We start from the raw sequence: 25,656 nt of genomic DNA, 5'->3' as shown, positions 1-25,656 counted from the left end.
CAGGCGAAAGAAAGATGGGGCCAGGGTGCCTGCCCTGGCCTCTTGACGCAGACCAGTCGTGGCATGAGCATGTGAATCAGCGGGTCCAAAGTCTTATGTCCAAATACTTTAGCGAAGAGCGCATTGCGCAGTTCTGGGTTTTCCAGCTCTCGGGTTGGACTGGACTGTCTATAGTGAGCTACTTCAGTCTCAACCTTTGGTACGACCAACCCGAAGCTGTGTACCTTGGACACAACATACTGCAATCGGTGCTGGGTGTGATTGTGTCCTGGCCGCTGCGCTATATCTACCGGCGCGTATGGAACGACGCGCTTGTTCTCAGGATTGTTTACATTTCTATTGCTGTAGTGATCTTCGCGGGCCTCTGGTCGGTACTGCGCCTGGCCGTTTTTCAATGGATGACGGGCGAAACAGGAATTTGGTCAGATTTTGGCGGCTGGTTGTTCCCGTCCATTTTTATTTTTATGTGCTGGACTGCCTTGTACCATGGCTTTAAGTATTATCGACTCGTCGGTGAAGAGCACGATGCGCTGCTACGAATGGAGTCAGCCAGGAATTTTGAAGCAGCCAGAGCAGCTCGCGCGGAGTCGTCCACCAGAGAAGCACAACTCGAAATGCTCCGTTATCAGCTCAAACCGCATTTTTTATTTAACACTATGAACGCTATTCAAAGCCTTGTGGCCACCAAGCGCAATGAGCGCGCCATAGAAATGATCAACGCTTTGAGTGACTTTCTCCGTTACTCCTTGTACTCGGATACCAAGCAATTTGTAACGGTAAAAGACGAGCTGGCGGCGATTAAAATGTATCTATTGATTGAGCAGGCGCGATTTGGTGAGCGTCTAAGCGTCGAAATGAATGCTAGCGAAGAGGCCCGTGACCAGCTGCTACCAAGTATGCTGCTACAGCCCTTGGTAGAAAATGCAATCAAGTACGCAATTTCAAAGTCCGAAAAAGGTGGAGCGCTTATGATCGAAGCCTATTGTGATGCCACCCATCTCAATATCGACGTTATCGATTCCGGGGCAGAGGTGAGTGCCCGCGGAGCTGCAGGGGCATCTGGTGTGGGTCTGAGTAACATTCGCCAACGCTTGGAAGCCTGTTACGAGGACGATTATAGTTTTGACTTGCACCGGACTAAAGAAGGGGGCGTGCGCGCGGCTGTGCGCATACCACTGAATCATTCAGAGACCATGAGCTGATTATGCGAGTTTTAGTTGTTGACGATGAGCCTCTCGCCCGGGACCTTCTACTGGAACTTCTCAGCGATAGTCCGGATTTAGAAGTCGTGGGATCTGCCTCCAGTGGCAGGGAGGCGCTGGCAGCAATACGCAGCCATCGCCCGGATCTGGTGTTACTCGATATCGAGATGCCGGGGATGAATGGCTTCGAGGTAGTGGAATCCTTGCAAGCCGATGACTGTATGCCCCTGGTGATTTTTGCCACAGCCTTTAATCAGTATGCGGTGGATGCCTTCGATAAGAACGCCGTGGATTATATTCTCAAGCCAGTGGACGGAGCTCGTTTACAAAAAGCGCTCCTGCGCGCACGGGGACGCCTCCTCGATGGATCTAAAGCTAAACTTTTGCAAGCCATCACCGCGGTGGGTCAGCAGCCCGGCAGGGAGGCACTATCGGTAGAGGAGGCGCTGGAGAGCTATTCTGATGCCGTGGGTCGTCTGCCGGTTCGTCAGGGAGACTCAGTGCAGTTACTGGAGCTTGATGACATCGAATGGGTGGACGCGGCGGGAGACTATATGTGTGTGCACTCCGGAGGAGAAACCTTCATTCTGCGCTGCACAATGAAGCAGCTGTCGGATCGTCTGTCTCTTGGGCCTTTTGCGCGGATTCATCGCTCGACCTTAGTAAATTTGAATAAGATTCTAGAGATTACGCCGCTGACCAAAGGCGAGTGCATGCTGCATCTTGGTGATGACACTCGCTTAAAGGTCAGTCGAAACTACCGCTCGACGATCCAGCACCTTCTCGTGTGATATGTCTCAGCCCTCTGCGCTAAGCGCCGTTTCTCCATCACTGCACTACTGGTGCACGGTCGGAGCAGCGATGGTCCCAAGGGCATCACAGGTTTAGGCGCTTTTGAGATACTTCTCCTGTGCAAACAATGCCGAACAGCTGTCGAGCATGCGATTAGCAAAGCCCCATTCGTTGTCGTACCACGCCATAACTTTCACTAGATTGCCGTTCACTTTGCTGTGATTGGCATCAAAGACACAGGAGGCAGGGCAGTGGTTGAAGTCGATGGATACCAGCGGGACATCATTGACCTGCAGAACTCTGCCCAATGGACCTTTGGCTGCGGCCGACATGATCGCGTTAACTTCGTCTACGCTCGTGTCTCGCTCAGCGATAAAACTCAGATCAACCAGCGAAACATTAATTGTCGGAATGCGCACGGCCATTCCATCCAGGCGCCCCTTCAATTCCGGGAGCACCAGTCCAATGGCCGAAGCTGCCCCGGTCTTGGTGGGGATCATGGATTGCGTCGCCGCGCGCGCCCGGTAAAGGTCACTGTGATAGACGTCCGACAGCTGCTGGTCGTTGGTATAGGCATGGATAGTGGTTACGTGCCCTTTGGAAACGCCCAGCGCCTCGTGCAATGGTTTGATGAGGGGGGCGAGGCAATTGGTGGTGCAGGACGCATTGGAGATGATGCGCTCGTCGCCCTGCAAGGTGTGCTCGTTAATCCCATAAACCACAGTGGCATCGGCGTCACTCACCGGTGCAGACACCAGGACCTTCCGCGCGCCCGCCGTCAAATGCTTCGATGCCTTATCGTGGGTGGTGAAGACACCGGTGCATTCGCAGACTATGTCCACATTCAGAGCCTTCCAGGGGAGTTGCGCCGGGTCGCGCTCGCTAAGTACACGAATGCGGTGCTTACCCACGCGCAAATAGTCACCGTCTACTTCGACCGGTACTGGGAAGCGTCCATGTACCGAATCATATTGTGTCAGGTGCGCGTTAATCGCACTGTCCCCAAGATCATTGATTGCAATAATGTCGATTGCTTCAGCCAACTCGTCCTCGCGCTCAACCAGTGCTCTGAGAATGTTTCGACCGATTCTTCCGTATCCGTTGATGGCTATGCGCAGCATGTGAGCGTCTCCTGAGGGCTATTTTTGACTATAAAATTACATTAAGCGAGCTCGTAACAGATCAAAATCGAGAAAAAGTGTAGTTTTTATAAAATTTTAGGTAAGATTGGCTCAAATCATCAAGGTGTCTTCTTGGTATGAGTGAGACCCAAGACAGCAACTTGCTCCACGAGATAGGGAGTGCGTCCCGACGTCTGACAAAGTCAGAGCGCCGGATTGTGGACGCCATATTGGACGATCCCCGCGCGGCCACGCGCCTGAGCATCGCTGCCCTGGCTGAGCTTGCTGAAGTCAGCGAGCCGACGGTGAATCGCTTCTGCCGAAAGTTTGAGCCCCGAGGTTATCCTGAGTTTAAGCTGCGCCTTGCGCAGTCTCTGGTGCTTGGACTGCCTTATGTCAGTTCATCTATTGCGCCGGATGACGGTACTGCGACTTACACCACCAAGATATTGGATAGTGCAGTAGTGTCTATTCGGGCTCTGGGAGATCAGCTGCCGCCCGCTTTGATTGATTCAGTGATCGACCGGCTTCTTGCTGCTCAGCACATTTTCTTTTTTGGTCTCGGTATTTCCAGTGCGGTCGCCCAGGATGCAGAGCATCACTTTTTTCGTTTCGCCTTGCCCGTGACGGCTCATGCAGATGTACTCATGCAACGTATGCATGCCGCCGCAGCGCGCAAAGATCATCTGTTTTTTATGATCTCGCATACCGGTCGAACCAGAGACCTGGTGGATATAGCAAACCTTGCGACCGGGCGAGGCGCAGAAGTAGTTGCTCTGACGGCGGCAGGATCTCCCCTGGCAAAGGCGAGTAGTCTCGCTATCGAACTTGAGGTGTCTGAAGATACCGATGCTTACATGCCCATGACATCGCGTCTGGCTCATCTTGTGGTGCTTGATGTTCTGGCAGCGGGTGTTTCTCTTCGCCGAGGAGAGGCCCTTCAGCCGCATTTACGTGCGATTAAAGAAAGTCTTCGCGCAACCCGTTTCGCACCGCTACCCGGAGGTAAATAAAGCGCATGAGTTCTGATTCAGCAGCGTCTATGGATAACACTGGTAACGAATACCGTAGCTTGAGAAGCAACGTGAGTTTACTCGGCAGCATGCTTGGCGAGACCATGGCGCAGAGTCACGGCGAGGACTTTCTTGCGAGTGTGGAGCGCGTGCGGCTTTTGTCGAAATCCGGAAGCATGGGTGATGATGCCAGTTGGGAGCAGCTTGAGACCCTCCTTGGTGGTCTTGAAACAGAGCAGTTGGGTCTGGTGGCCCGTGCCTTTGCGCAATTCTTGAACCTTGCGAATATCGCTGAGCAACATCACGGTTTATCCCGAGAGATGGACGCGGTGAATTCCGCGAGTCGAACGCTCTCAAGAGCCATGGACCTGTTGAGTGAAGAAGGCCTGAATGAGGAGGCCATTGTGAGCTCCGTGTCGGATCTCAGTATTGAGCTGGTGCTCACGGCACACCCTACGGAGATCACGCGCCGTTCGCTGATCCACAAGTACGAAGAGATTCAACGCTGCCTTGGACAGCTTGAGTCGCCTGGGTTAACCAACTATGAGCGTAGCCGTATGGACCGGCGTCTGCGGGAACTCATTGCCCAGCTGTGGCACACGCATGAGTTTCGAGAGAGTCGCCCGAGTCCCGTGGATGAAGCCCGCTGGGGCTACGCGGTGGTGGAGAACTCCCTTTGGCAGGCCGTCCCCGATTTTCTACGGCGGCTCGACGATGCCTTGTTGGCCTCCACCGGGCAGCGTTTGCCGCTGGACGCGGCTCCGGTTCAATTTTCGTCATGGATGGGCGGTGATCGCGACGGCAACCCCTTTGTGACTGCAAAAGTCACACGAGAAGTTTTGCTCTTGGGTCGTTGGCAGGCCGCGGCTCTATACCTAAAAACCGTCGATCAATTGGTGCAGGAACTGTCCATGATCGACTGCAACGCCCAACTGCGTGAGCGAGTGGGCGACACCCGGGAGCCTTATCGTCGCGTGCTCAAAGATCTGCGGAGTCAGCTTCGTAACTGGCTGTCTGCGCTCGAAGCGCTGCTGGACGGGCGGCCGGCGACCCAGGAGCACCTTATTCATGAGGTGGCGACGCTTTCTGAGCCTCTGATGCTGTGTTATCAGTCAATGTGTGACTGCGGTATGGAGCGTATTGCGCAGGGAACCCTCCTTGATTTAATTCGACAGCTGCGCTGTTTTGGTATCAACCTCGTGCGTTTGGATATCAGGCAGCACTCAGATCGGCATAGCGCTGCCTTATCAGAAATCACAGAGTTTCTTGGGCTGGGTCGCTACGTCGACTGGGATGAAGAAACACGCAGAGAATGGATAAAGCAGGAGCTTGCCAGTCGTCGCCCTCTCATTCCGCAGCACTGGTCGCCCAGTGAAGAGACACAGGAAGTCCTGGATTGTTGCTCCGTGGTCATAGAGCAGCCGCCCGGCGCTTTGGCGTGCTACATCATTTCCATGGCGCGTCAGGCCTCAGATGTTATGGCGGTGCGACTGCTGCTCAAAGCCGCGGGAGGAGGGGACACCTTACCCATCGCGCCTTTGTTTGAGACCTTGGACGATTTGGATCGCGCGCCTCAAGTGATCACCGATCTGCTAGCGGTTGAGACCGCATTGGGTCGACTGCCTGAGCAGCAGATGGTGATGATTGGGTACTCGGATTCCGCTAAGGATGCGGGAATACTTGCGGCCGCCTGGGCCCAGTATCGTGCACAGGAAGCCTTGCTGGAAGTTTGTGCTGCCGCGGGCGTTCGTTTGCAATTATTCCATGGCCGCGGCGGCACCATTGGTCGCGGTGGCGCGCCGGCACATGACGCGCTGCTGTCGCAACCTCCGGGCTCTCTTGAATGCGGTCTTCGTGTGACAGAGCAGGGTGAGATGATTCGCACCAAGTTGGGTATGACGGGGCTCGCAGTTAAGACTCTGGCTTTGTATACCAGTGCGGTTCTGGAGGCACGCACCGCGCATCCTCCCACGCCTAAAGACCAATGGCGTCAGACTATGGATCGACTGGGCGCGGATTCTTGTGATGCTTATCGTGCTGTGGTCCGTGATGATCCGAGATTTTTGACCTACTTCCGTCAAGCGACGCCTGAGGGCGAGCTGGGAGCGTTGCCCCTGGCATCGCGTCCCACCAGTCGTAAAAAAGATGGCGGTATTGAGTCATTGAGAGCTATACCCTGGATATTTTCCTGGACGCAGAACCGACTTATGCTGCCCTCATGGTTGGGGGCGGGCATGGCTTTGGCCAGGGAACTGGATGAGTATGGCGATGAAGTTATCGCTGAGATGTTTCGAGAATGGCCGTTTTTTGCAACACGGATGTCGATGTTGGAAATGGTATACAGCAAGACAGATTCCCGCCTGTCTGCACACTACGACAGAAAGCTGGTTGATCCGGATTTGCTTGGCATTGGTGAGCAGCTGCGAGATCAGTTAAGTAACGACGTTAGCACTGTGCTTAAAGTGTTGGGGCAGGATAGTTTGCTCGAGCACCTGGATTGGACGCGGGAGTCTCTGGAGCTGCGCAATATTTATACAGGGCCTTTAAACGTGTTGCAGGCAGAGCTTTTGTCACGTTTGCGTCGTGACGCCGACGACGACACGCGACAGGCCATTATGATTAGCATCGCGGGCGTCGCCGCCGGTATGCGTAACACGGGCTGACCCAAGGGTCTGTTTAAGTGAGGAACGATATGGTTGAACTACACAGCACAGTAGCGAAAGTCACCGAGCAGATCGAGAGCCGCAGTCGCGGGCCCCGACAACGCTATCTGGACCTTATGGAGCGCAGTCGCGACCTTCGGCCTCAACGCGGACAGTTATCCTGCGGAAATCTTGCGCATGGCTTCGCAGCGTGTGGAGACGATGACAAAGACAGTATCCGTCTTATGGAGTCTTCGAACATCGGTATTGTCACGGCTTTCAACGATATGTTGTCTGCGCATCAGCCCTACGCTGAGTATCCAGATAAAATTAAATCCTATGTGCGCGCCGTTGGTAGTACGGCTCAGGTGGCAGGTGGTGTGCCGGCTATGTGCGATGGCGTTACTCAGGGGCAGATTGGTATGGAGTTGTCGCTCTTCAGTCGCGACAACATCGCTCAGGCTACTGGCATCGCATTGTCACACCATATGTTCGACGGCATTGTTTGTCTGGGTATCTGCGACAAGATTGTTCCCGGTTTGGTAATGGGTATTTTGCGTTTTGGCCATCTTCCCGCATTGTTTATTCCTGCAGGCCCGATGCCCTCCGGACTACCTAATGCCGAGAAAGCGCGAGTCCGGCAGTTGTTTGCTGAGGGCAAGGTTGGTCGCGAGGAGTTGCTGGCCGCAGAATCTGCGTCGTATCACAGTGCGGGAACCTGCACGTTTTACGGTACCGCCAATAGCAATCAGATGGTGATGGAGGCGATGGGGCTGCAGCTTCCCGGCGGTTCATTTGTCAATCCCGGCACCCCTTTGCGCGAGGAACTCACTCGTGAGGCCTCAGAGCTCATTACGCGCATAACGGCCCAGGGAAGAGATCCTCGCCCGCTAGCCGATGTAGTCGATGCGCGCTCCTTTGTTAATGCGATTGTTGCGCTATTGGCTTCCGGCGGTTCCACCAATCACACCATTCATTTGATCGCCATGGCGCGGGCTGCTGGTTTGCTGATTAACTGGAATGACTTTTCTGAGCTGTCTGCAGTTGTGCCTTTGTTAGCACGGGTCTATCCCAACGGACAGGCGGATATCAATCACTTCCACGCGGCTGGCGGCACGGGATTTTTGTTTCGGGAGCTTCTGGACGCAGGCCTGATGCACGGCGATGCAAACACAGTCTGGGGGAGCAGCTTTGAAGATTACACGCAGGAACCTTTTTTAGAGGACGATAAGTTGGCGTGGCGGGCTGCTGCCCAAAAGAGCCTTGATACAGACGTATTGGGTACAGTGCAGGAGCCGTTTTCCAGTGAGGGTGGTTTGCGCTTGCTCACAGGCAACTTAGGACGTGCGGTGATTAAAGTGTCAGCGGTAAAGCCCCAGCACCGTAAGGTAGTGGGTCCTGCCGTAGTGATCGATAGTCAGGAAGCGCTTGCAAGCAAATTTGCCGCTGGAGAGTTGAATCGTGATTGCGTGGTGGTTGTTCGATTTCAGGGTCCAAGAGTTAACGGTATGCCGGAACTGCATAAGCTGACTCCCTTGCTGGGATCCCTGCAGGACAAGGGCTTTTCTGTTGCACTAGTTACTGATGGCCGTATGTCGGGTGCATCGGGCAAGGTGCCAGCGGCTATTCACGTTACTCCGGAAGCGGCCATGGGTGGTGCACTGGCCCGCTTGCACGATGGCGATATGATTACCCTGGACGCGGATGCCGGCAGCTTAAGCTGCGAGATCAGTGACGAGGCTCTGGCACAGCGTACTGTGGCGAAGACGCCCACTGACAGTGAAGAAGGCGTGGGTCGCGAACTGTTCAGTATGTTCAGAAAAGTGGTCACTACGCCAGAGGCGGGTGCCAGCGTAATCTTTGATGAGGAACTCTAGCAGTGGCTAAGTCCTGGCACTTGTTAGCAGACATTGGCGGTACAAACGCGCGCTTTGCACTCGGTGACGTGAGCACCGGGCAGATCAGCGATTTACTGACGGTGTCCGTTGCCGATCATCCAACCTTTAGCTCGGCCTTGCAGTTGTATCTGTCCAAAATTGAATCCTCGGGTGACTGGGATCAGCGGCCGATCGATGGCTGTCTCGCGGTGGCTTGCCCCACGGACCGTGATGTTGTGACCTTCACTAATAGTGATTGGGTGATTGATCGAAAGGACCTGGCCTTTAGTTTGGATATTCCAAATCTACAGGTGATTAATGATTTTGAAGCTATTGGCTATGCCGCCGCTCGATTTTCTGAAGACGATTGGGAGCAGCTTGGTGGGGGCCAGTCGCGGCCGGATAAGGTGATTGGCGTGCTGGGTCCGGGAACCGGACTTGGTGTTTGCGGAGTGCTGCCGAAAAAGAGCCAGGTGATTGTGATGCCTGGCGAGGGCGGCCACGTTGACTTTGCTCCCGTTGGAGATGAGGAGATAGAGATTATTCGTTTGCTCCTCACCCGCTACCGTCGTGTCTCTGCGGAGCGTGTGCTTTCTGGGGCCGGTCTGCAAAATATTTACTGGGCGCTGTCGCAGATGCATGGTGCCGAACAGCGCCACGCCACACCTGCCGATATCAGCGCAGCGGCGCTCGCTGCCGATGACCCTGTGGCGGTAGAGGCCCTTGAGGTTTTTTGTCGTGTACTTGGCAGTGTGGCAGGTAATCTGGCGCTGACTTATGGCGCGCTTGGAGGGGTGTACATCGCAGGTGGCATCGTGCCGCGTATTTTGGACTTTGTGCGCCAGAGCGATTTTCGTGAACGTTTTCTCGCCAAGGGTCGTTTTCGTGATTACCTCAATGACATACCCACACGCGTGGTGACGCGCGAGAATCCGGGTTTGTTCGGCGCACTTCAATCTTTGCAAAGTAGGCATTAACAATGAGAGATTCGAGAGATATTCTTTCCCAGGCACCGGTGGTGCCCGTGCTGGCTATTGAGAATTTGGACCATGCGATACCTCTTGCCAGAGCGCTCGTGGATGGTGGCATCCCTGTACTGGAAGTCACCCTTCGGACGCCTGCCGGTCTGCCGGCGATCCGCGCAATCAGTGAGGCTGTGCCGGATGCGATTGTGGGGGCGGGGACAGTCATCAATGCCAGAGATTTTGAGGCAGCGGTAGATGCGGGTAGCCGCTTTGTAGTAACACCGGGCTTAACTCAGGGGATCCTGGACGCAGCAGCAGATTCGAGCGTGCCTCTCATACCCGGCGTTGCTACGGTGAGTGAGTTGATGCGTGCCCTGGACCACGGTATTGACTGTTTGAAATTCTTCCCCGCAGAAGCCTCGGGTGGAGCGGCTGCTCTAAAGGCATTTGCCGGACCATTTCCCAACGTCGACTTTTGTCCCACGGGCGGCATTGGCCTGCATAATATTGATGATTATCTGGCTTTGAGGTCTGTAATAACCGTAGGAGGGTCATGGTTGACCCCCTCTGCATTGCTTGCGGCAGAAGATTGGGCCGGGGTGACCAAGCTCGCTCGCGAGGCGGTCGATCATGTAACTGCTTTTAGGACTAAATCATGAGCACCACCACGGTAGATCACATGGATGCAGGGATGGATCTTTTGATTTTCGGCGCACGGGGCGACTTATCTGCGCGAAAACTTTTTCCTGCCTTATATCACCTGGACAACTGCGAGTTGCTGCCTGCGGGCGTGCGCATACATGCTCTGGCGAGAGAAGATATCTCTTTGGAGACCTTTCTGAACGACATCAAAGCTCGGGTGCGCAAATATGTTGATGATAGCCGCTGGTCAGAAGAGCAGTGGGCTCACTACGCCTCGCGCTTTGTCTACCATCGAATTGACTTCAGCAGTGCTGATGATTTTAGCGCCTTGAGCCACATGCTCACGCAAAGTCGCGCGGCTCTGTTTTATCTTGCAACGCCGCCATCATTGTTCGGTCCCATTTGCGAGCATCTGGGTGCAACCGGCTGTTTGAGTGGCGATCGGCGTTTGCTGCTGGAAAAGCCCATTGGTCACGATCTGGAGAGTTGCAAAGACGTTAATGACAAGGTGGCTGAGTACTTTTCTGAGGAGGCGATTTATCGCGTAGATCACTACCTCGGTAAAGAGACTGTGCAGAACTTGCTGGTAATGCGCTTTGGTAACCGTTTTATCAACACCCAGTGGGACCAGGGTTGCGTGGATCACGTGCAGATTACCGTAGCCGAACCTATTGGCATCGAAGGTCGTTGGTCGTATTACGATGGCGTCGGACAGCTTCGCGATATGGTGCAAAACCATATGATGCAACTGTTGTGTCTTGTGGCTATGGAGCCGCCTAATTCCATGACCGCGGAAGGTATACGTGACGAAAAAGTGAAAATCGTTCGCGCGCTGCGTCCCATCGATGAAAGCAACGTGCAGGATCATGCGGTTCGGGGACAGTACGCTGCCGGATGGCTTCGCGGGGAATCGGTGCCAGGTTATCTTGAGGAAGACGACTGTCCCGCGCAAGACAGTCAGACCGAAACCTATGTAGCACTCAAGGCGTTCATCGATAATTGGCGTTGGGCAGGAGTGCCGTTTTACCTGCGCACGGGTAAGCGTATGCCCGAAAAGCTCACCGAGATCGTGATCACCTACAAGGCACTGCCGCACAATATTTTCGCCGGTGCGGGAAGCGAGGATGTGCCGAATCGTCTGGTTATTCGTTTGCAGCCCAACGAGGGTATCGAAATGCAGATGGTCTCCAAACAGCACAGCCTGCGTAACAAAATGGGGCTGGTTACCAAGAACCTTAATCTGGACTTCCTGAGTTCCTCGGCACTGGACAGAATCCCCGACGCCTACGAGCGGCTGTTTCTTGACGCAATTAACGCAGATCAATCGCTGTTTGTGGGTCGAGAGGAAATTGAAGAGTCCTGGCGCTGGTGTGACGAACTGATCGATGCCTGGCAAAAACGAGCGCCGACACTGCAGCCCTATCAGGCTGGCTCCTGGGGACCGACCAAAGGCGAGCTACTTATTGAAAAAGACGGAAGAAGCTGGCATGTCTGATACGCATTTTTTAGAGTTCGAGAGCCGCTCTGTCCTTGATGAAATGATGGCGGAAGCTGTAACCGCTGTGTTGCAGCAGGCAATAGCGACTCGCGGGAAGGCTAGTTTGGTCGTTTCCGGTGGCAGCACGCCTAAGGGCTTTTTTCAGGCTATGGCTCATAAAGCGATTGATTGGTCCAAGCTGACTATCACCTTGGCTGATGATCGTTGGGTGCCCCCATCGCATGAAGACAGCAACGATCGTCTGGTTCAGGAGAACCTGCTTCAGGGGCCGGCCGCCGCCGCAAATTTTATTCCGCTGGTGACTGAAGACGCGCATCCTCGGGATGCGGTGGAGTCGGTTAGCGAGCGGCTGGCTGATCTGGGCACGGTTGATGTGATGATTCTGGGGATGGGCGGCGATGGGCACTTTGCATCCCTCTTTCCCGATAGTGAAACCCTTAAGCCAGGTCTTGATTTAAACAGCGGGAATACCCTGATTGCCGTTGATCCTCCGGTGGCTCCTCATGCACGCATGAGCATGACGCTGCCCAGAATATTTGATACACGACATTTGCTGGTGCATCTGGTGGGAGATGAGAAACGAGCTATTTGGGAGAAAGCCAGCGCCGAGCGAGACCCCGAGCGCCTGCCCATAGCCGCGGTGATTGCCAGTGAGTCACCACGGGCAGACGTTTACTGGGCGCCCTAGTCGCCCAGTGCAGGCGCGATCAGACGATATCCAGCAGCTGCTCGTTCGGACGGCCCAGTACAGCTTTGCGACCATTGATACCTATGGGTCTTTGAATAAGTCGTGGGTCTTTGGCCATGGCCGCGAAGACCTCATCGTCGCTCGCTGTATCTGCCAGTCCTAGTTTTACGGCGTCTTTTTCTCGAAGAAAAGCCCGGGGGCTGACCTTTCCCATCTTTTTGGCGATATCACGCAATTCGTCTTCGCTGAGCATGTCGCTTTTGTTCATGTATTTGCGTACCTGGGGTTCGATGCCGTTTTCCTGAAGCAGGGCGAGCCCTTTCTTCGACGAACCGCAGCCAGTGTGATGTATGAGTGTGTAAGGCATATTTGAACCGTTTTAGTGAAAAGTGCGATGAATTATCGGTCAGAGAGCTGGCCGTGGGAAGTGTCTCCGTAGCTGAGTCGATAAAGGCTTCATAGTTGGCATGCGCAGGGTTTAGGATAAGCTTCCTGTCTTCCAAGGTTCTGACATGCACATCGTAGAAAAGCCTTCTTTTGCTGATATTGAGAGCGCCGCACAGCGCATCGCCCCCTGCGCGGTGCGTACGCCGTTGCTGCGAAATTCTTTCCTGGATGAACAGCTTGGAAGGCGGGTATTCCTAAAGCCCGAGACTCTGCAGCTTAGTGGTAGCTTTAAGTTCCGTGGCGCCTACAATCGCATTGCAAAACTGACTCCTGCCGAGCGCGAAGCTGGTGTGATTGCGTGGTCCTCCGGCAACCATGCTCAGGGTATAGCCGCAGCGGCAAAGCTTGAAGGCGTGCCGGCGCGTATTGTTATGCCGGAAGATGCGCCGGCCATAAAGCTTGAAAACACACGGGCGCTGGGTGCACAGGTGATTACCTACGATCGCTATCGCGACGATAGGGAGGCTATTAGTTATGCCCTGGCCGAGCGCGACGGTGGCGTGATTATTCCATCCTACGATGATCCGGATATTATCGCGGGACAGGGTACCGCCGGTCTCGAGATCTTTCAGGATGCCGCCGCACAGTCGCAGTCTTTAGACGCCTTGTTGATCTGCTGTGGTGGGGGTGGACTTACCGCGGGCTGTGCGCTTGCAGCTGAGGCTCTGAGTCCTCATACCGACATTTTTTGTGTGGAGCCACAGTACTACGATGATCATGCTCGCTCCCTCGTCTCTGGCAATCGTGAAGCCGCAGACACAGCCCGCTCGTCTATTTGCGATGCGCTGTTGTCACCCACGCCCGGCGCTTTAACCTTTCCTATTAACCAACGTTTGCTGACCGGCGGCCTGGTGGTATCTGAAACAGAGGTTAAGGCCGCCATGCGATATGCCTTTCGAGTTCTCAAACTCGTGATTGAGCCTGGTGGAGCGGTGGCCTTGGCGGCACTCTTGTCAGGTAAGCTTGATGAACGGTATCAGTCCGTCGCTGTGATGCTCAGTGGTGGTAATGTGGATCCTCGGGTATTTGCGGCCATCCTTTGTGAGGACGCTTAGATGCCAAATCGGTCAGGGATGTATCTTATGACAGCGATGAGAGTCAGCTTGTGAGCATCAGCGCCTTTGATTTATTCAAAGTGGGCATCGGGCCCTCGAGCTCCCATACCGTGGGGCCCATGGTGGCGGCCCAGCGTTTTGCTCTTGGCCTACAGGACGCTGACTTACTACCGCGTGTATCGCGATTGACTGTAGAGTTGTTTGGCTCTCTGGGCGCTACCGGCGCCGGTCACGGCTCACCCAAAGCGATTATTCTGGGCTTGATGGGGGAGCTTCCGGAGTCGGTAAATGTGGACGATATCGCAGCTTGCGTCGATGCAGTTCGCGAACATGGCGAACTCAACCTACTGCGCAAGCATCGCATCAGCTTTAGCTATCGCGATGACATGATCATGCATCGACAGGAGTCACTGCCTTTTCATGCCAACGGAATGCGATTTAGCGCCTTTAATGACACAGGCAGTAGCTTGTCGAGCGAGGTTTTTTATTCCGTAGGCGGGGGCTTTGTGGTGGATGAGTCCGCCGCATCGGGAGAAGAGCTCATCGTGGATGATCCCACTCCTTTGCCTTATCCCTTCAGTACGGCGGATGAACTCTTGGCGCAGTGCCGTGAGCACGGCCTGTCTATTAGCGGATTGATGATGGAAAACGAAAAAGCCTGGCGCCCGGAAACGGAGATTCGCGGCAGGCTACTTGAACTGTGGCGGGTAATGGAAGCCTGCATTGATCGAGGATGTCGCACTGAAGGAATCATGCCCGGCGGCCTTAAGGTACGTCGGCGTGCCGCGCAGCTTCACCGGCAACTGAAGAGTCAGTCGAACAATTTTGGCGACCCGTCGCTGAACACCATGGACTGGGTAACACTCTATGCCTTGGCTGTGAATGAAGAAAACGCGGTGGGGGGGCGGGTAGTAACGGCGCCCACTAATGGCGCTGCGGGAATCATCCCGGCGGTGCTTAAGTACTACCTGACGCACTGCCAGGGTAGTAGCGAAGACGATATCTGCCGTTACTTTTTGACGGCGGCGGCTGTGGGGATTCTTTACAAGATCAACGCCTCTATTTCTGGGGCAGAGGTAGGTTGTCAGGGCGAGGTGGGTTCGGCTTGCTCTATGGCTGCTGCAGCGCTGGCCGATGCTTTGGGCGGGACGCCGGCGCAGGTCGAAAACGCTGCTGAGATCGCTATGGAGCACAATCTTGGGCTGACCTGTGATCCCATCGGAGGGCTCGTGCAGGTGCCCTGTATTGAACGCAATGCCATGGGGGCTATAAAGGCTATATCAGCGGCGCGCATGGCACTTCGAGGTTCCGGGGAGCACTATGTTTCCTTGGATCAGGTCATCAAGACAATGCGTGATACGGGCCGGGACATGCAGGACAAATATAAAGAGACAGCCCGTGGCGGTCTTGCGGTCAACGTGCTCGCGGTACCGGTGAACTTTGTAGAGTGTTAGGCCAGATTGGGTCGCGGTCGCAGCTGTATCAGTGCGCAGTGACCATAGCGAAGAAAGGGCGCGCGAAGCCCCGCAAGATGCAGCGTGTCGCCAGCTGCTGACCAGGCGCCGCCTCTATGCCAGTCTATGTCTTGCTGCACAAAATCCGCGTCTTCGGGATTGAGTAACTCTACATCAAAGTATCTCCCGCTCAGACATGCCGGGAGCTTGAGTATTGGAGGCTGCGCAGTTATTGGATAGCTTTGGCGAAGAATAAAGAGTAGCCCTCTGGTCTTGTCTGCGTCCCACAACAACAGAGACTCGATGCCGGGTTCCTGCGTGTCAAGATAGTGAAACTCTGCGCCTGCAAGGCTATCGCGTTCTGCTTTGAAGAAGCGCGTCCAACGTTGGACGGTCGAGCGCTCCTCTTTGGTCAGTTCCCTGGGACTAAGTTCCAGTCCCATATGCCCGAGCAGCGCAACAACGCAGCGAGTCGATAAAGGGAGGCTGGCTCCCGACGTAGACGAGGGACTGGCTCCTACATGGCTTCCCAGCAGGGTCGGTGGAAGTACCGTGCTTGCATGCTTCATAACGTCAAAGCGTTGTAGTGGATCCATACTATCGCTGGGCCAGAGGCGCTGACTGCGCGCCAGCGCTCCTGCGTCGGTGCGGGCACCTCCGGCAGCGCAGGACTCAATGGTAATCCCTGGGTGCCGGGTGTTTAATTCCTGGAGTAATTCGTACCAGGCCTGGGTCATCGCTACTGGTGTGGCTGCACTGCCAAAGCCCACCTGCGCATGGTCCCGATTCATGTCCCACTTGAGATAGTCTGGTTCGCAATCTTTGATCAGTCGCTCAAGACAGCTGAGAATGTGGTTTCGAACCTCAGGAAGACAAATATTGAGAAGGTACTGCCGTCTCCCTGATACCAGGGCGCGCCCCGGAATGTTAACCAGCCAATCTTTGTGCTCCTGAGTCACTTGAGAATCGAGAGTTGCCATTTCAGGTTCTACCCATAGCCCAAAGGACATGCCCAGCTTGCGGGCATGTGCCGCAAGGGGTTTTAAGCCATCGGGATAACGGCTACGACAGGGAGTCCAATCCCCAAGTCCGACACCGATTCCCACTCGGCCCTCCATCCAGCCATCGTCCAGTACAAAACGTTCGGCCCCGAGCGCCTTTGCTTCGTCCATGAGCAGGCAACTGCTCACGGCGTCATGCACAAAATAATTTGCTTCCCAGCTGTTGAAGTGAATCGGGCGCTGCATTGTTGGTTTTAGGTTTTTCCGCGCGTACCAGTAGTTTTGAAACTGACTGCGTAGACCGTTAATGCCTTGATCGCTCAGTGCAAACAAGGCAGCTGGGCCGCTGCATTGCTCACCGGGTGGAACGCAGAGTTCACCGGCCTGAAGCTCAACGCCTGCCTGCAAACAATGGCCGCCTGCAGGAGCGCGCTCGATACGCAGTCGGTGATTACCGCTCCACTCGAGGGTTACCAGTAGCGCTTGCTTGCGCTGTTGACTGAACCCTTTTTCGCCGCTGATTAAGCTGGGAAAACTCTGATGCGAGCTACGTCCCCGGCGGCTGCTGATATCAAGAGAAAATCCAGTGAGGGGTACTCGCTCGCATAAAAGTTCGTTAGCCCAGAAGCCGCCGTAACGCTCCACTTCGTTATGTGTCGATGGCAAAGGTAAATGTATAGAGGCCAACCAGTCGATCTGTAACGGTGTGTCTGTCGCATTGTTGGTCACGGTGCAGCGACTGCTAAACACACCATTTGCCAAGCCCTCAAAGCTTAGCTCCACGGAGACCCTGGCCTGGGTATCTTCCAAGTGCAGCTCCAATATTCCCGCGTCAGAGTGACAGCGAGTTACCTTGAGCTCAATAAGTAGCGCTCGATTATTGCGTCGGGCTAGCAGGGCTGCCTGGGTTTGTGATTGCCCGTACTGCGTAGGAAATCCGTCTTGGAAGAGTTCGCCGTCAAGCTCACCGTGGGGCGTGCAGGCACTGGTGAGCAGTGGGATTTCAGTCAGATCCAGACCTGGTGGTAACAAACTGCCCAGATAGCAGATTTGAAACCGATGGTTGCGACAATCCACAACCATGGTGCTGGGGCCTGCATCGAGGCGATGAAGCTTCACACCGGCAATGCCTTTCCGAACGAGAGCTTGGCCTGGCCTTGAAAGATGAGTCGATTACTAATCAGGGCCACCGCAATACAGAACAACAAGGTGATTGCCATAAGATGGATGTAGTGGATTGGTGTCCATAGAAAAGAGAAGACCGCATAAAGCGCGACACCACTGATTAATGCAGTTCCTGCCGCACCAGCCGCAACACCACTAAACACCAGGCCTACAATGAACACCGACAGAATGGGCATACTCAGCAAACCATTGAGCTGTTGCACCAGATTGATGATGCTTTCGGCTCCATCATAGACGGGCACCAATACCAATGAACAGGCGACGAATACAATGGAGACCATTACGTTGAGTCTGTGTACGTTCGCGTTTTTGTTCACGTAGGGTTCGTGGAGATCGATTACATAAAGCGTTGAAGACGAATTCAGAACACTGTTAAAGCTGGTAAGGACTGCTGCGACCATCATCGCCGCGAAAGTGCCGGAAAGCCATCCCGGCAACAGATCGCCCACCAATCTGCCAAAGGTGGCATCGCCTATATCGCCATACAGTTTGTAGGCGCAGATACCGGGGATGACAATAATTGCCGGAACAATAAGCAGGCGTATTGCGGCGGCGGCAAGAACCCCGCGTTGTGCTTCTTTGACGCTCGGCGCCGCCATGGCGCGTTGGGTGATGGTCTGATTGGTGCTCCAGTAAAATATTTGAATAAACAGCATTCCCGTGAACAGCGTCGTCCACGGTATGGGCGAGTCCGGTCCACCAATCATGCTTAGACGCTCCGCGGGAATGCCTGAGAAATCAAAGTCGATGGCGTCCAACGATAGCCAGACCACCAGGAGACTCAGGCTGAGTAGTCCTATTCCACTGAGTGTGTCTGATACGGCGACTGCGCGCAGGCCACCAAAAATCGCGTAGGACGAGCCCAGAGTCGCCAGCGCACAGGCGATAGTTAGAGTTGACGCCTCCAGGCCGAACATGGATTTGAGAAACAGCGAGCCCGTGTACAGCATGATCGGAAGATATAAAAACACGTTCCCCAGAAGAAAAAGAATCGACACCAAAGAGCGCAGAGATTGTTTTCCGTAGCGTTTTTCCAGAAGCTCGGTGGTGGTGGCACAGTTGTAGCGGTAGTAGATGGGGACAAACACAAAGGCCAGAATCAGCAGGCCGACCACTGCAGCGAGTTCCCACCAGGCCAACAGCAGCATCTGGTTGCCGTTCATACCCACAAGTTGGTCTGTGCTGAGGTTTGTTAGGGTGATGGAGCCGGCAATGAAGTACCAGGACAGCGTTCGTCCCGCCAGAAAGTACTCCGCATTATCGTCTCCACTTCGGGGGGCTTTACGGCACTGCAGATAGGTAAAGACGGCGATGGCAGCGGTAATAGCAGCGAAGACCACGATCTGTGTATTCATGACATAACCTTGCGTAAGTGTTCTGCTGCGCGTTCTGGCGTTAAGTCTCGCTGAGACTCGCCAAGCATCTCGAATCCCACCATGTGCTTTCTCACTGTTGCTGAACGAAGCAATGGTGGAAAAAAGTGCGCATGCAGCTGCCAGGAATTTTTATTGCCGGAGTTCGGCGCGCCGTGCCACCCCATGGAATACGGGAAGGGCACGGAGAAAAGCTGATCATAAGCAGACAGCAAGCGTTTTAGAATCTCTGCCAGAGAATTCCTTTGCCCGGTGCCTAGTTCTGGAAGCGTGGCTACCGGCTGCAATGGCAGCAGCAAAATCTCGTAGGGCCAGGTGGCCCACCAGGGAACTACCGCTATCCAGTGGTCATCGCTGCAAACAACTCTCACGGCTCTATCGAGTTCCCTGCGCGCATAATCCAGTAGCATTGGCGAGCCGTGCTTTTCGTAGTAATGAGACTGTTGTCGGCCCTCTACTATGATTTCACTGGGAAGATCGTTCAGGGCCCAAATCTGACCATGGGGATGGGCGTTGGAGCAGCCCATGGTTGCTCCGCGGTTTTCAAAGATCTGCACATGCTCGTAATCCTCACTGAGCTTAGCCGTCTCCTGTGCCCAGGTTCTGATGACAGCGTGAAGCTGCTGTTCGCTCATGCTCGCAAGAGTCAGGTCGTGTCTTGGGCTGTAACAGATCACCCGGCAGCGGCCTTTTACACTGCGTGCCTTAAAAAGCGTGTCGTTTGATTCGGTGGCTTCGGTGTCGTCTAGTAATGCCGGGAAGTCGTTATCGAATACAAAGACATCGGTGTAATTGGGGTTGTGTTGACCGCCTGCGCGCTCATTGCCGGGGCACAGGTAGCAGTCGCTACTGTAGGAAGGCTCTTTATCAGGAGTTGCTTCTACCTGGCCTTGCCAGGGGCGTTGATCTCTTTGTGGGGAAACCAGTACCCAGCGGTCACTCAGCGGGTTGTAGCGACGATGTGGCTGATTGTCACTCATATCCATTCCCACGCCTGGGCGCCGGCGACCGCTGTAACCCAACGAATCTGTGCATAGCCAAAGCCCGCATCAGTGAATCCTTTGCTGACGATGCGCTCAAATGTCGCCTCGCCCCCGATGTCGACAAAGGCGATCATAGATCCACCAAAGCCGCCGCCGGTCATTCTCGCACCTATGGCGCCAGCTTCCCGTGCTGCTTCTACCAGAGTGTCAAGTTCATCACAGCTAACTGCGAAGTCCCTGGACAGGCTCTCGTGGCTCGCGTACATCAGCTGACCGGCAGTCTGCATATCATCGTTTTTTAAGGCTTGAGCGAACGCGAGTACGCGTTCATTTTCGCTGATCACATGACGGGCGCGGGCCCTGATGGTGTCGTCCGTTATTTTGACAAGATCTTTACTGCAAGCGTCCCGGAGGGAGCTTCCCAGCTGCGCCTGGGCGGCTTCTACCTGCGCCCGTCGAGTGGCATATCCGCCGTCGGCAAGCGCATGACTGACGCCTGAATCTACAATGGCCACTCTCAGCTGAGAGGGAATGTTTACAGGCTGAATACTGCGCTCGCGACAGTCAAGCAGCATGGCTTGATTCTCTTTGGCAAAACTTACGGCGAACTGATCAAGGATTCCACAAGGCACTCCGGCGTAGTCATGCTCTGCTTGCTGGCATAGAAGCGCCCGCTCCATCTTTTGGATTGGATGGGCGCTTGCTAATTCAACGAGCGTGGCAAAGCATAGTTCCAACGAGGCGCTGCTGGATAGGCCCGCTCCCAAGGGAAGATTGCCTCCGATGACCACATCCATGGCGGGTATTACAACATTGCGCTTGCGGTATTGTTCCAAAACACCGCGCAGGTAGTCTGTCCAGTCGCCGCGGCGGGGGTTTTCACCGTCCAGGGGAAGTACAGCTTCACCTTCGCGTGTGCTCAAAATACGAATAGCGTCACTGCCCGCCGCGCCCGGGGCTGCGATGGCAAGGGTGTAGAGATTGACACCCATGGGGAGCGCGAAGCCTTGGGAGTAGTCTGTGTGATCACCAATGAGGTTGACTCTCCCAGGTGCTTGGGCGGCCCACACCGGCTTCGAGGTGCTGAGCTTTTCCAGGGATTTTCCCAATGCTTGAAGCAAGGCAGTGACAGAGTCAGTCATTTGCATGCTGCCAGATCGCATATTGCCCTTGACTGATCTGTGAGCTTCCCAGGATGCGGTGAGCATCTTTGGCTTCGAAGTGGCGGGTTTCGGGAGAGAAGTTAAATGCGAATATCAATGGCCCGCGACGACGAATGCGGAAGCCCTCAGGTAGAGCTTCGTATTGAATGGTTTCTTCGGCGAGAATCTCCTGCATAACCATTGTCAGAAACGCTTCGGGAACATGCGCGTTAATGTAGTGATTACTTCCCGCGCTATACCAAAGTCCTGCACCATCGTCGCAGCGAATCTGTGGTTCGGAATCGCTTTCCACAGACTCGTGCCAGCGGGTGGATTCAAAGCTGCGCCCTGCATAGTTAAATGATCGCGTCGCGCCGGGACGCATACTGTCTACAGCAAGTACACGCACAGGAATGACGCTTTGGATCGGCCCCGGGGCGAGCTCCTGTGGTAGTGCGCAGTGTTCGTCTCGGGAGCCGCTGCGAGCGCCGACGAGGCAGCTGACACCGGCAGTTTTTGCCCGAGCTATAAAAGCCGCATCCACTATTACGGTGCCTGGAATAATGAGCATCTTGTAACCCTGCAGATTCGACTTTGTATTAACGATGTCGATATCTAAACCCAGGGCTCGGGCGGCACAGTAGTAATGGAAAGTACTCTCAAGTTGATCCATGCCGGGGGCATGAGGCTGAATCGTTCCTGCCCAGCAGGATGGGTAGTCAAAGAGAAGAGCGATGGGCGCTTGATGACTGCCGAAGGCGGGCAGTCTGCCCAGCTCCTGCGCCAGTTGGCTCACAGAAGACCAGGCAGGTGCCTCTTCGCCGGTGGGCAATCGCAACGCGGCGTGCATTTGCTCTTGAGCCCGAGGTAACTGTTGATACCTGAAGTAGCTAACGAATTCGGCTCCGTGGGCGACAGCTTCCATGCCCCAAAATGCTGGTGCACTGTCCAGAGGTTGTGCATTTGACTGCGCCCAGTTTACCGGGCCGGGTTGCTGTTCCATGACTGCGAATCGACCACGGCACACCGCGCGATACAAATCATGATGAAACGCGGCCCAGTCCGGATGACCTATGCGCCGATAACGGAGTTTCTCATCGTCGGTAAACCAGCCTTGATCAAGAAATCCCAGGGGATAGCTGTCCCAGGTGGCTACATCCAAATCTTCACCGACGTCAAAGTGATCAAATTCGACGAAGTTGCCCATAAAGTTATGCGTCACCCAGCGGTCCGACCCCTCGGAATCTCTAAGTAGCTGTCGTTGCTCAGCGTTAAAGTCGCGTACCTGCTCAGAGGCGAAACGCCAGTAGTCCAGTCGGTGAGCCGGATTGGCTTCAGTGACCGTGAGGTTAGGGCGGCCAACCTCGGCAAAGCTGCGGTATTCCTGACTCCAAAACACTGTGCCCCAGGCCTCGTTCAATGCGTCGATATCAGCATGACGTGTTTCCAGCCAACGCTGAAACGCACGCTCGTCATCCTCGGCGTAGCTAAGTGTCGTTTCGTGGCATCCATATTCGTTGTCGAGTTGCCAGCCCACAATAGCCGGATGTGTGGCATAGCGGTCGATGACTGCTTGGCTGATCCGCGTGGATTCACAGCGATATACCGAGCTTGCAAATCTATAGTGCCGTCGGGAACCAAAGCGCCGCACATTGTCATTGCTGTCCACCGGAAGGATCTCGGGATAGCGTTCGATGAGCCACAGCGGTGGGCAGGCTGTGGGTGTACACATGATGATTTGCAGGCTTTGGGCGGCGAGCGTGTCTATGGCGCAGTCCAGCCACTCCCAATCAAAGTGTCCGGGGCTTGGTTCAATGCGTGACCAGGCGAACTCTGCTATTCGCACAAGCTCTATGCCACCGCTGCGCATGGTCTGCGCCTGTTCGGCCCAGGTATCGCGCGGCCAGTGCTCAGGGTAGTAACAGACGCCGATAGACGCTAGAGCCATGGTTTACCTCATTAACCAGATAATCGTCGTGTAAGCAACAAAGCCACAAATACCGCAGTGGCACCGGCAAGGCCGGTCCATCCCAGTCCAACAGAGCTGGTAACAGCGCCGCCTATAGACGAACCGACACCCTGTCCAGAGTAAATCATGGATCCATTCAAAGCGAAGGCAATAGTTGCTGCGGGACCTGCTGCTTTGGCCAGTTGTGTTTGGATGACCGGGGAGGTACCAAACAGTGCGGCGGAGTTGAACGCCATGGTGAATACCAGAACTGGAATTGAGAATGCAGCCAGATTAAAAAGCATGCCCGCAGAAAACAGTAATTGCGTTAGCAAAACCACAGCCAGTAGTGTTGTCAGCGCAGTACGCGCGCTGAGCCGGGCAAGCATGGCGCCGGCCGGCAACCCCAGGAGACTGCCAATACCTGTAGATATCTGAATGGCTGCAATCCCCGACCCGGTAACGCCCGTAGAGGCGGTGATCACCGGTCCGATATAACTGACTGTCGCGAAAGTGCCAGCAAAGCCCAGCATGTTGATGATCAAGAGTTTGGGGTTCTCGCCTTGAAGAGCCCGTCGAAAGCTGGAGTCACCGGGCTGAGGAACATGAATGTGTGCGGGCGCAAAAATGCCGACCACCAGCAATGCGGTAGCTGCTATACCGGCCGCGAGCCAGAACGCCGCGCGCCAGCCGTAGACGTCACCCAGAATGCTGCCAATGGGCATGCCAATGAGAAATGCCAGCGTGTAGCCTGCCAGCACGCTTGCTATGGCTTTGGGTCTCTTTGCCTCGGGAACAAGGCTAACCGCTAATGTTGATGCCAGGGGCAGAGTGAGCGCGGCAAAAAAGCCGGCCGCGAATCTAATGCTCGCCATGGTGATCAGGTCCGGTGCCACGGCGGATCCGATATTCATAAGGACCAGAATACTCAGGACGCATAGCAGTAATCGCTTACGGTCGAACTTTGCGAGAAGGCGGGCCAGGAGAGGTCCGCCGATACCGCAGGCAAGCGCAAATACGGTTTGTAGCTGACCGACGCTGGCGATACCCACGCCCAGGCCTTTGGACATGGGCTCGATGAGTCCGATGTAGATGAACGCGCTGGTGCCGAGGGCGAAGGGTGCAAAAACAAGGCTGAGAAGTCTGGCGTTCAAAAAGTCGTATCCAAATGCGAGGGGCGGTAGCGTAGGGCGAACACCCTACGGGGCAAGCATGCTTAAGATCAAGCGATAAGCGGGGTTTGCGCGTTACTATAGGAACAAAGCTCGAACAGAGGAGTTATAGAATGCGATGGATTTTGATGGTCACTCTTGGTGTCGCGTTGGTTGCGGCTATTGGCTTTAGCGTTGGGCCGGGACGGCTCGAGCAGTCGCTGAATCAGGTGCTGGATCATGAGCCCTATGCGATATCTGCAGAGGCTGGAGCCCTGCACGCTGATCTCGTCGTTGGTGACTTACATACGGATAGTACTTTGTGGGCGCGGGATCTTACTCAACGGGCCGATCGAGGTCACGTTGACCTGCCGAGGCTTCGCGATGCCAATGTTGCACTCCAGGCGTTCACCTTTGTTACGCGCTCGCCCAAGGGTCAAAACTACGAGAGCAACGATGCTGAAGCCCGCGATAATATTACCCTCGTGGCACTCATTCAGCGCTGGCCAATGGCCACTTGGTCCAGTCTTACCGAGCGAGCCCTGTTACAGGCGCAGAAACTGGCAAAGATCGAAGCCAATGACCCACAGTCGCTGCGAATTCTGCGTGATCGAGATGATCTCGAGGCGGTGATGGAAGCGCGTGCAAAAGGGGTGCCCATGATCGGTGCCTTGCTGGGTATTGAGGGCTCCCACGCTCTCGATGACTCGCTGAGCAATATAGACCGCTTGCGTGACGCAGGAGTGCGTATGTTTGGTCTGCATCATTTTTTTGATAACGCCTTGGGAGGATCTTTGCACGGTACGGGCGGAGGCGGGCTCAGTCCCTTTGGTCGGGAGGTTGTACAGCGACTGGATGAACGCGGTGCCATTATCGACGTTGCGCATTCTTCACAGCAAAGTGTGCGTGATGTTCTGGCTATGAGTGACTCGCCGCTGGTGGTAAGCCATACGGGCTTTCAGGGCTACTGTCCGACACCTAGAAACATTAGCGATGACCTTATGCAACAAATTGCAGCCGGTGGTGGTTTGATCGGCGTAGGATACTGGGATGCTGCTGTTTGTAAGGTTTCTCCCGCCGGGATCGTTGGGGCTATTCGCTACGGTATTGATCTTGTGGGTGTCGATCATGTCGCCCTGGGTTCAGATTATGACGGCTCTACCACCGTACCGTTTGATACCTCGGAACTCGCGGCGCTCACCCAGGAGATGCTCAATCAAAACTTTAGCGAGGACGAGATCCGCAAGGTGATGGGCGGCAATATGCTTAGCTTCCTTCAAAAAGCGCTTCCCGGGAGCGGCGGTTAATTGCGCTGACTTACAGTTGTCACCTACGGACTACTTTGCCGAGCGCTGTCGCCATTGGAGCTTGGGGTCTCGCGATGCACAATTCCTGTCGCAAATTTTTTGCCGCTGACCGTTCATGCTGAGTAGCCTGCACGGCGCACAGCACACGTACAAAAATTTCAGAGATAAAA

20 protein-coding genes are annotated in these 25,656 nt (G+C 54.9%); 12 read left to right on the top strand and 8 right to left on the bottom strand.

The features are described from left to right. Window positions 1–95 precede the first annotated feature (95 nt). The gene (locus R0135_RS05205; RefSeq protein ID WP_407349194.1) at window positions 96–1,202 is read left to right on the top strand and encodes a sensor histidine kinase; all 1,107 of its coding nucleotides are present in this window, start codon (window positions 96–98) and stop codon (window positions 1,200–1,202) included. Window positions 1,203–1,204: 2 nt separating this feature from the next. Then, window positions 1,205–1,993, top strand: a complete 789-nt coding sequence (locus R0135_RS05200; RefSeq protein WP_407349193.1) for a LytR/AlgR family response regulator transcription factor — start codon at window positions 1,205–1,207, stop codon at window positions 1,991–1,993. 93 nt (window positions 1,994–2,086) lie between these two features. Here R0135_RS05200 and gap read toward each other — a convergent pair whose 3' ends face one another. After that, complete coding sequence (gene gap, locus R0135_RS05195; RefSeq protein WP_407349192.1) at window positions 2,087–3,115, bottom strand: type I glyceraldehyde-3-phosphate dehydrogenase; 1,029 nt, start codon at window positions 3,113–3,115, stop codon at window positions 2,087–2,089. 137 nt (window positions 3,116–3,252) lie between these two features. Between gap and hexR the strand changes: the two genes are divergently transcribed. From hexR to pgl, 7 genes are read left to right on the top strand one after another with little or no spacing between them, the layout of a single operon-like run. Beyond that, the gene (gene hexR, locus R0135_RS05190; protein WP_407349191.1) at window positions 3,253–4,128 is read left to right on the top strand and encodes a transcriptional regulator HexR; all 876 of its coding nucleotides are present in this window, start codon (window positions 3,253–3,255) and stop codon (window positions 4,126–4,128) included. A gap of 5 nt (window positions 4,129–4,133) precedes the next feature. Continuing rightward, the gene (gene ppc, locus R0135_RS05185) at window positions 4,134–6,791 is read left to right on the top strand and encodes a phosphoenolpyruvate carboxylase (RefSeq protein ID WP_407349190.1); all 2,658 of its coding nucleotides are present in this window, start codon (window positions 4,134–4,136) and stop codon (window positions 6,789–6,791) included. Between the two features lie 29 nt (window positions 6,792–6,820). After that, complete coding sequence (gene edd / locus R0135_RS05180; RefSeq protein WP_407349189.1) at window positions 6,821–8,647, top strand: phosphogluconate dehydratase; 1,827 nt, start codon at window positions 6,821–6,823, stop codon at window positions 8,645–8,647. A gap of 2 nt (window positions 8,648–8,649) precedes the next feature. Next, the gene (gene glk, locus R0135_RS05175; protein ID WP_407349188.1) at window positions 8,650–9,624 is read left to right on the top strand and encodes a glucokinase; all 975 of its coding nucleotides are present in this window, start codon (window positions 8,650–8,652) and stop codon (window positions 9,622–9,624) included. A 2-nt stretch (window positions 9,625–9,626) separates the two neighbouring features. Then, on the top strand, window positions 9,627–10,271 hold the full coding sequence (locus R0135_RS05170; RefSeq protein WP_407349187.1) for a bifunctional 4-hydroxy-2-oxoglutarate aldolase/2-dehydro-3-deoxy-phosphogluconate aldolase: 645 nt from the start codon (window positions 9,627–9,629) through the stop codon (window positions 10,269–10,271). Continuing rightward, complete coding sequence (zwf, locus tag R0135_RS05165; protein ID WP_407349186.1) at window positions 10,268–11,749, top strand: glucose-6-phosphate dehydrogenase; 1,482 nt, start codon at window positions 10,268–10,270, stop codon at window positions 11,747–11,749. Before R0135_RS05170 ends, zwf begins: the two co-directional genes overlap by 4 nt. After that, complete coding sequence (gene pgl / locus R0135_RS05160) at window positions 11,742–12,440, top strand: 6-phosphogluconolactonase (RefSeq protein WP_407349185.1); 699 nt, start codon at window positions 11,742–11,744, stop codon at window positions 12,438–12,440. The genes zwf and pgl overlap by 8 nt, the downstream gene beginning before the upstream one ends. A 19-nt stretch (window positions 12,441–12,459) precedes the next feature. Here pgl and R0135_RS05155 read toward each other — a convergent pair whose 3' ends face one another. Continuing rightward, window positions 12,460–12,807, bottom strand: a complete 348-nt coding sequence (locus tag R0135_RS05155) for an ArsC/Spx/MgsR family protein (RefSeq protein WP_407349184.1) — start codon at window positions 12,805–12,807, stop codon at window positions 12,460–12,462. 145 nt (window positions 12,808–12,952) lie between these two features. Here R0135_RS05155 and R0135_RS05150 point away from each other — a divergent pair, with 145 nt between their 5' ends. Further along, on the top strand, window positions 12,953–13,942 hold the full coding sequence (locus tag R0135_RS05150) for a threonine/serine dehydratase (RefSeq protein ID WP_407349183.1): 990 nt from the start codon (window positions 12,953–12,955) through the stop codon (window positions 13,940–13,942). 50 nt (window positions 13,943–13,992) lie between these two features. Beyond that, window positions 13,993–15,396, top strand: coding sequence for an L-serine ammonia-lyase (locus R0135_RS05145; RefSeq protein ID WP_407349182.1), 1,404 nt, complete (start codon window positions 13,993–13,995; stop codon window positions 15,394–15,396). Here R0135_RS05145 and R0135_RS05140 read toward each other — a convergent pair. The 6 genes from R0135_RS05140 to R0135_RS05115 are packed head-to-tail and all read right to left on the bottom strand — an operon-like array spanning window position 15,393 to window position 24,182. Next, entirely contained in the window at window positions 15,393–17,516 is a 2,124-nt protein-coding gene (locus tag R0135_RS05140) for an alpha-galactosidase (protein ID WP_407349181.1), read from the bottom strand. The genes R0135_RS05145 and R0135_RS05140 overlap by 4 nt on opposite strands. After that, on the bottom strand, window positions 17,513–18,937 hold the full coding sequence (locus R0135_RS05135; RefSeq protein ID WP_407349180.1) for an SLC5 family protein: 1,425 nt from the start codon (window positions 18,935–18,937) through the stop codon (window positions 17,513–17,515). Before R0135_RS05135 ends, R0135_RS05140 begins: the two co-directional genes overlap by 4 nt. After that, the gene (locus R0135_RS05130; RefSeq protein WP_407349179.1) at window positions 18,934–19,935 is read right to left on the bottom strand and encodes a UDP-glucose--hexose-1-phosphate uridylyltransferase; all 1,002 of its coding nucleotides are present in this window, start codon (window positions 19,933–19,935) and stop codon (window positions 18,934–18,936) included. The genes R0135_RS05135 and R0135_RS05130 overlap by 4 nt, the downstream gene beginning before the upstream one ends. Next, entirely contained in the window at window positions 19,932–21,080 is a 1,149-nt protein-coding gene (gene galK / locus R0135_RS05125; RefSeq protein WP_407349178.1) for a galactokinase, read from the bottom strand. Before galK ends, R0135_RS05130 begins: the two co-directional genes overlap by 4 nt. Further along, window positions 21,073–23,028, bottom strand: a complete 1,956-nt coding sequence (locus R0135_RS05120) for a beta-galactosidase (RefSeq protein ID WP_407349177.1) — start codon at window positions 23,026–23,028, stop codon at window positions 21,073–21,075. Before R0135_RS05120 ends, galK begins: the two co-directional genes overlap by 8 nt. Window positions 23,029–23,039: 11 nt before the next feature. Further along, window positions 23,040–24,182, bottom strand: a complete 1,143-nt coding sequence (locus R0135_RS05115) for an MFS transporter (protein WP_407349176.1) — start codon at window positions 24,180–24,182, stop codon at window positions 23,040–23,042. 131 nt (window positions 24,183–24,313) lie between these two features. On the opposite strand from R0135_RS05115, the gene R0135_RS05110 reads away from it, so the two are divergent. Then, window positions 24,314–25,486 (top strand): dipeptidase, encoded by a 1,173-nt coding sequence (locus R0135_RS05110; protein ID WP_407349175.1) that lies wholly within the window; start codon window positions 24,314–24,316, stop codon window positions 25,484–25,486. Window positions 25,487–25,656: the final 170 nt, after the last annotated feature.

The sequence above is a fragment of the Congregibacter variabilis genome (assembly GCF_045689235.1).
In the GTDB taxonomy this organism is placed as follows: Bacteria; Pseudomonadota; Gammaproteobacteria; order Pseudomonadales; family Halieaceae; genus Congregibacter; species Congregibacter variabilis.
Note: the sequence above shows the minus strand (reverse complement) of the source record. Positions and strands in the feature narration are given on the sequence as shown.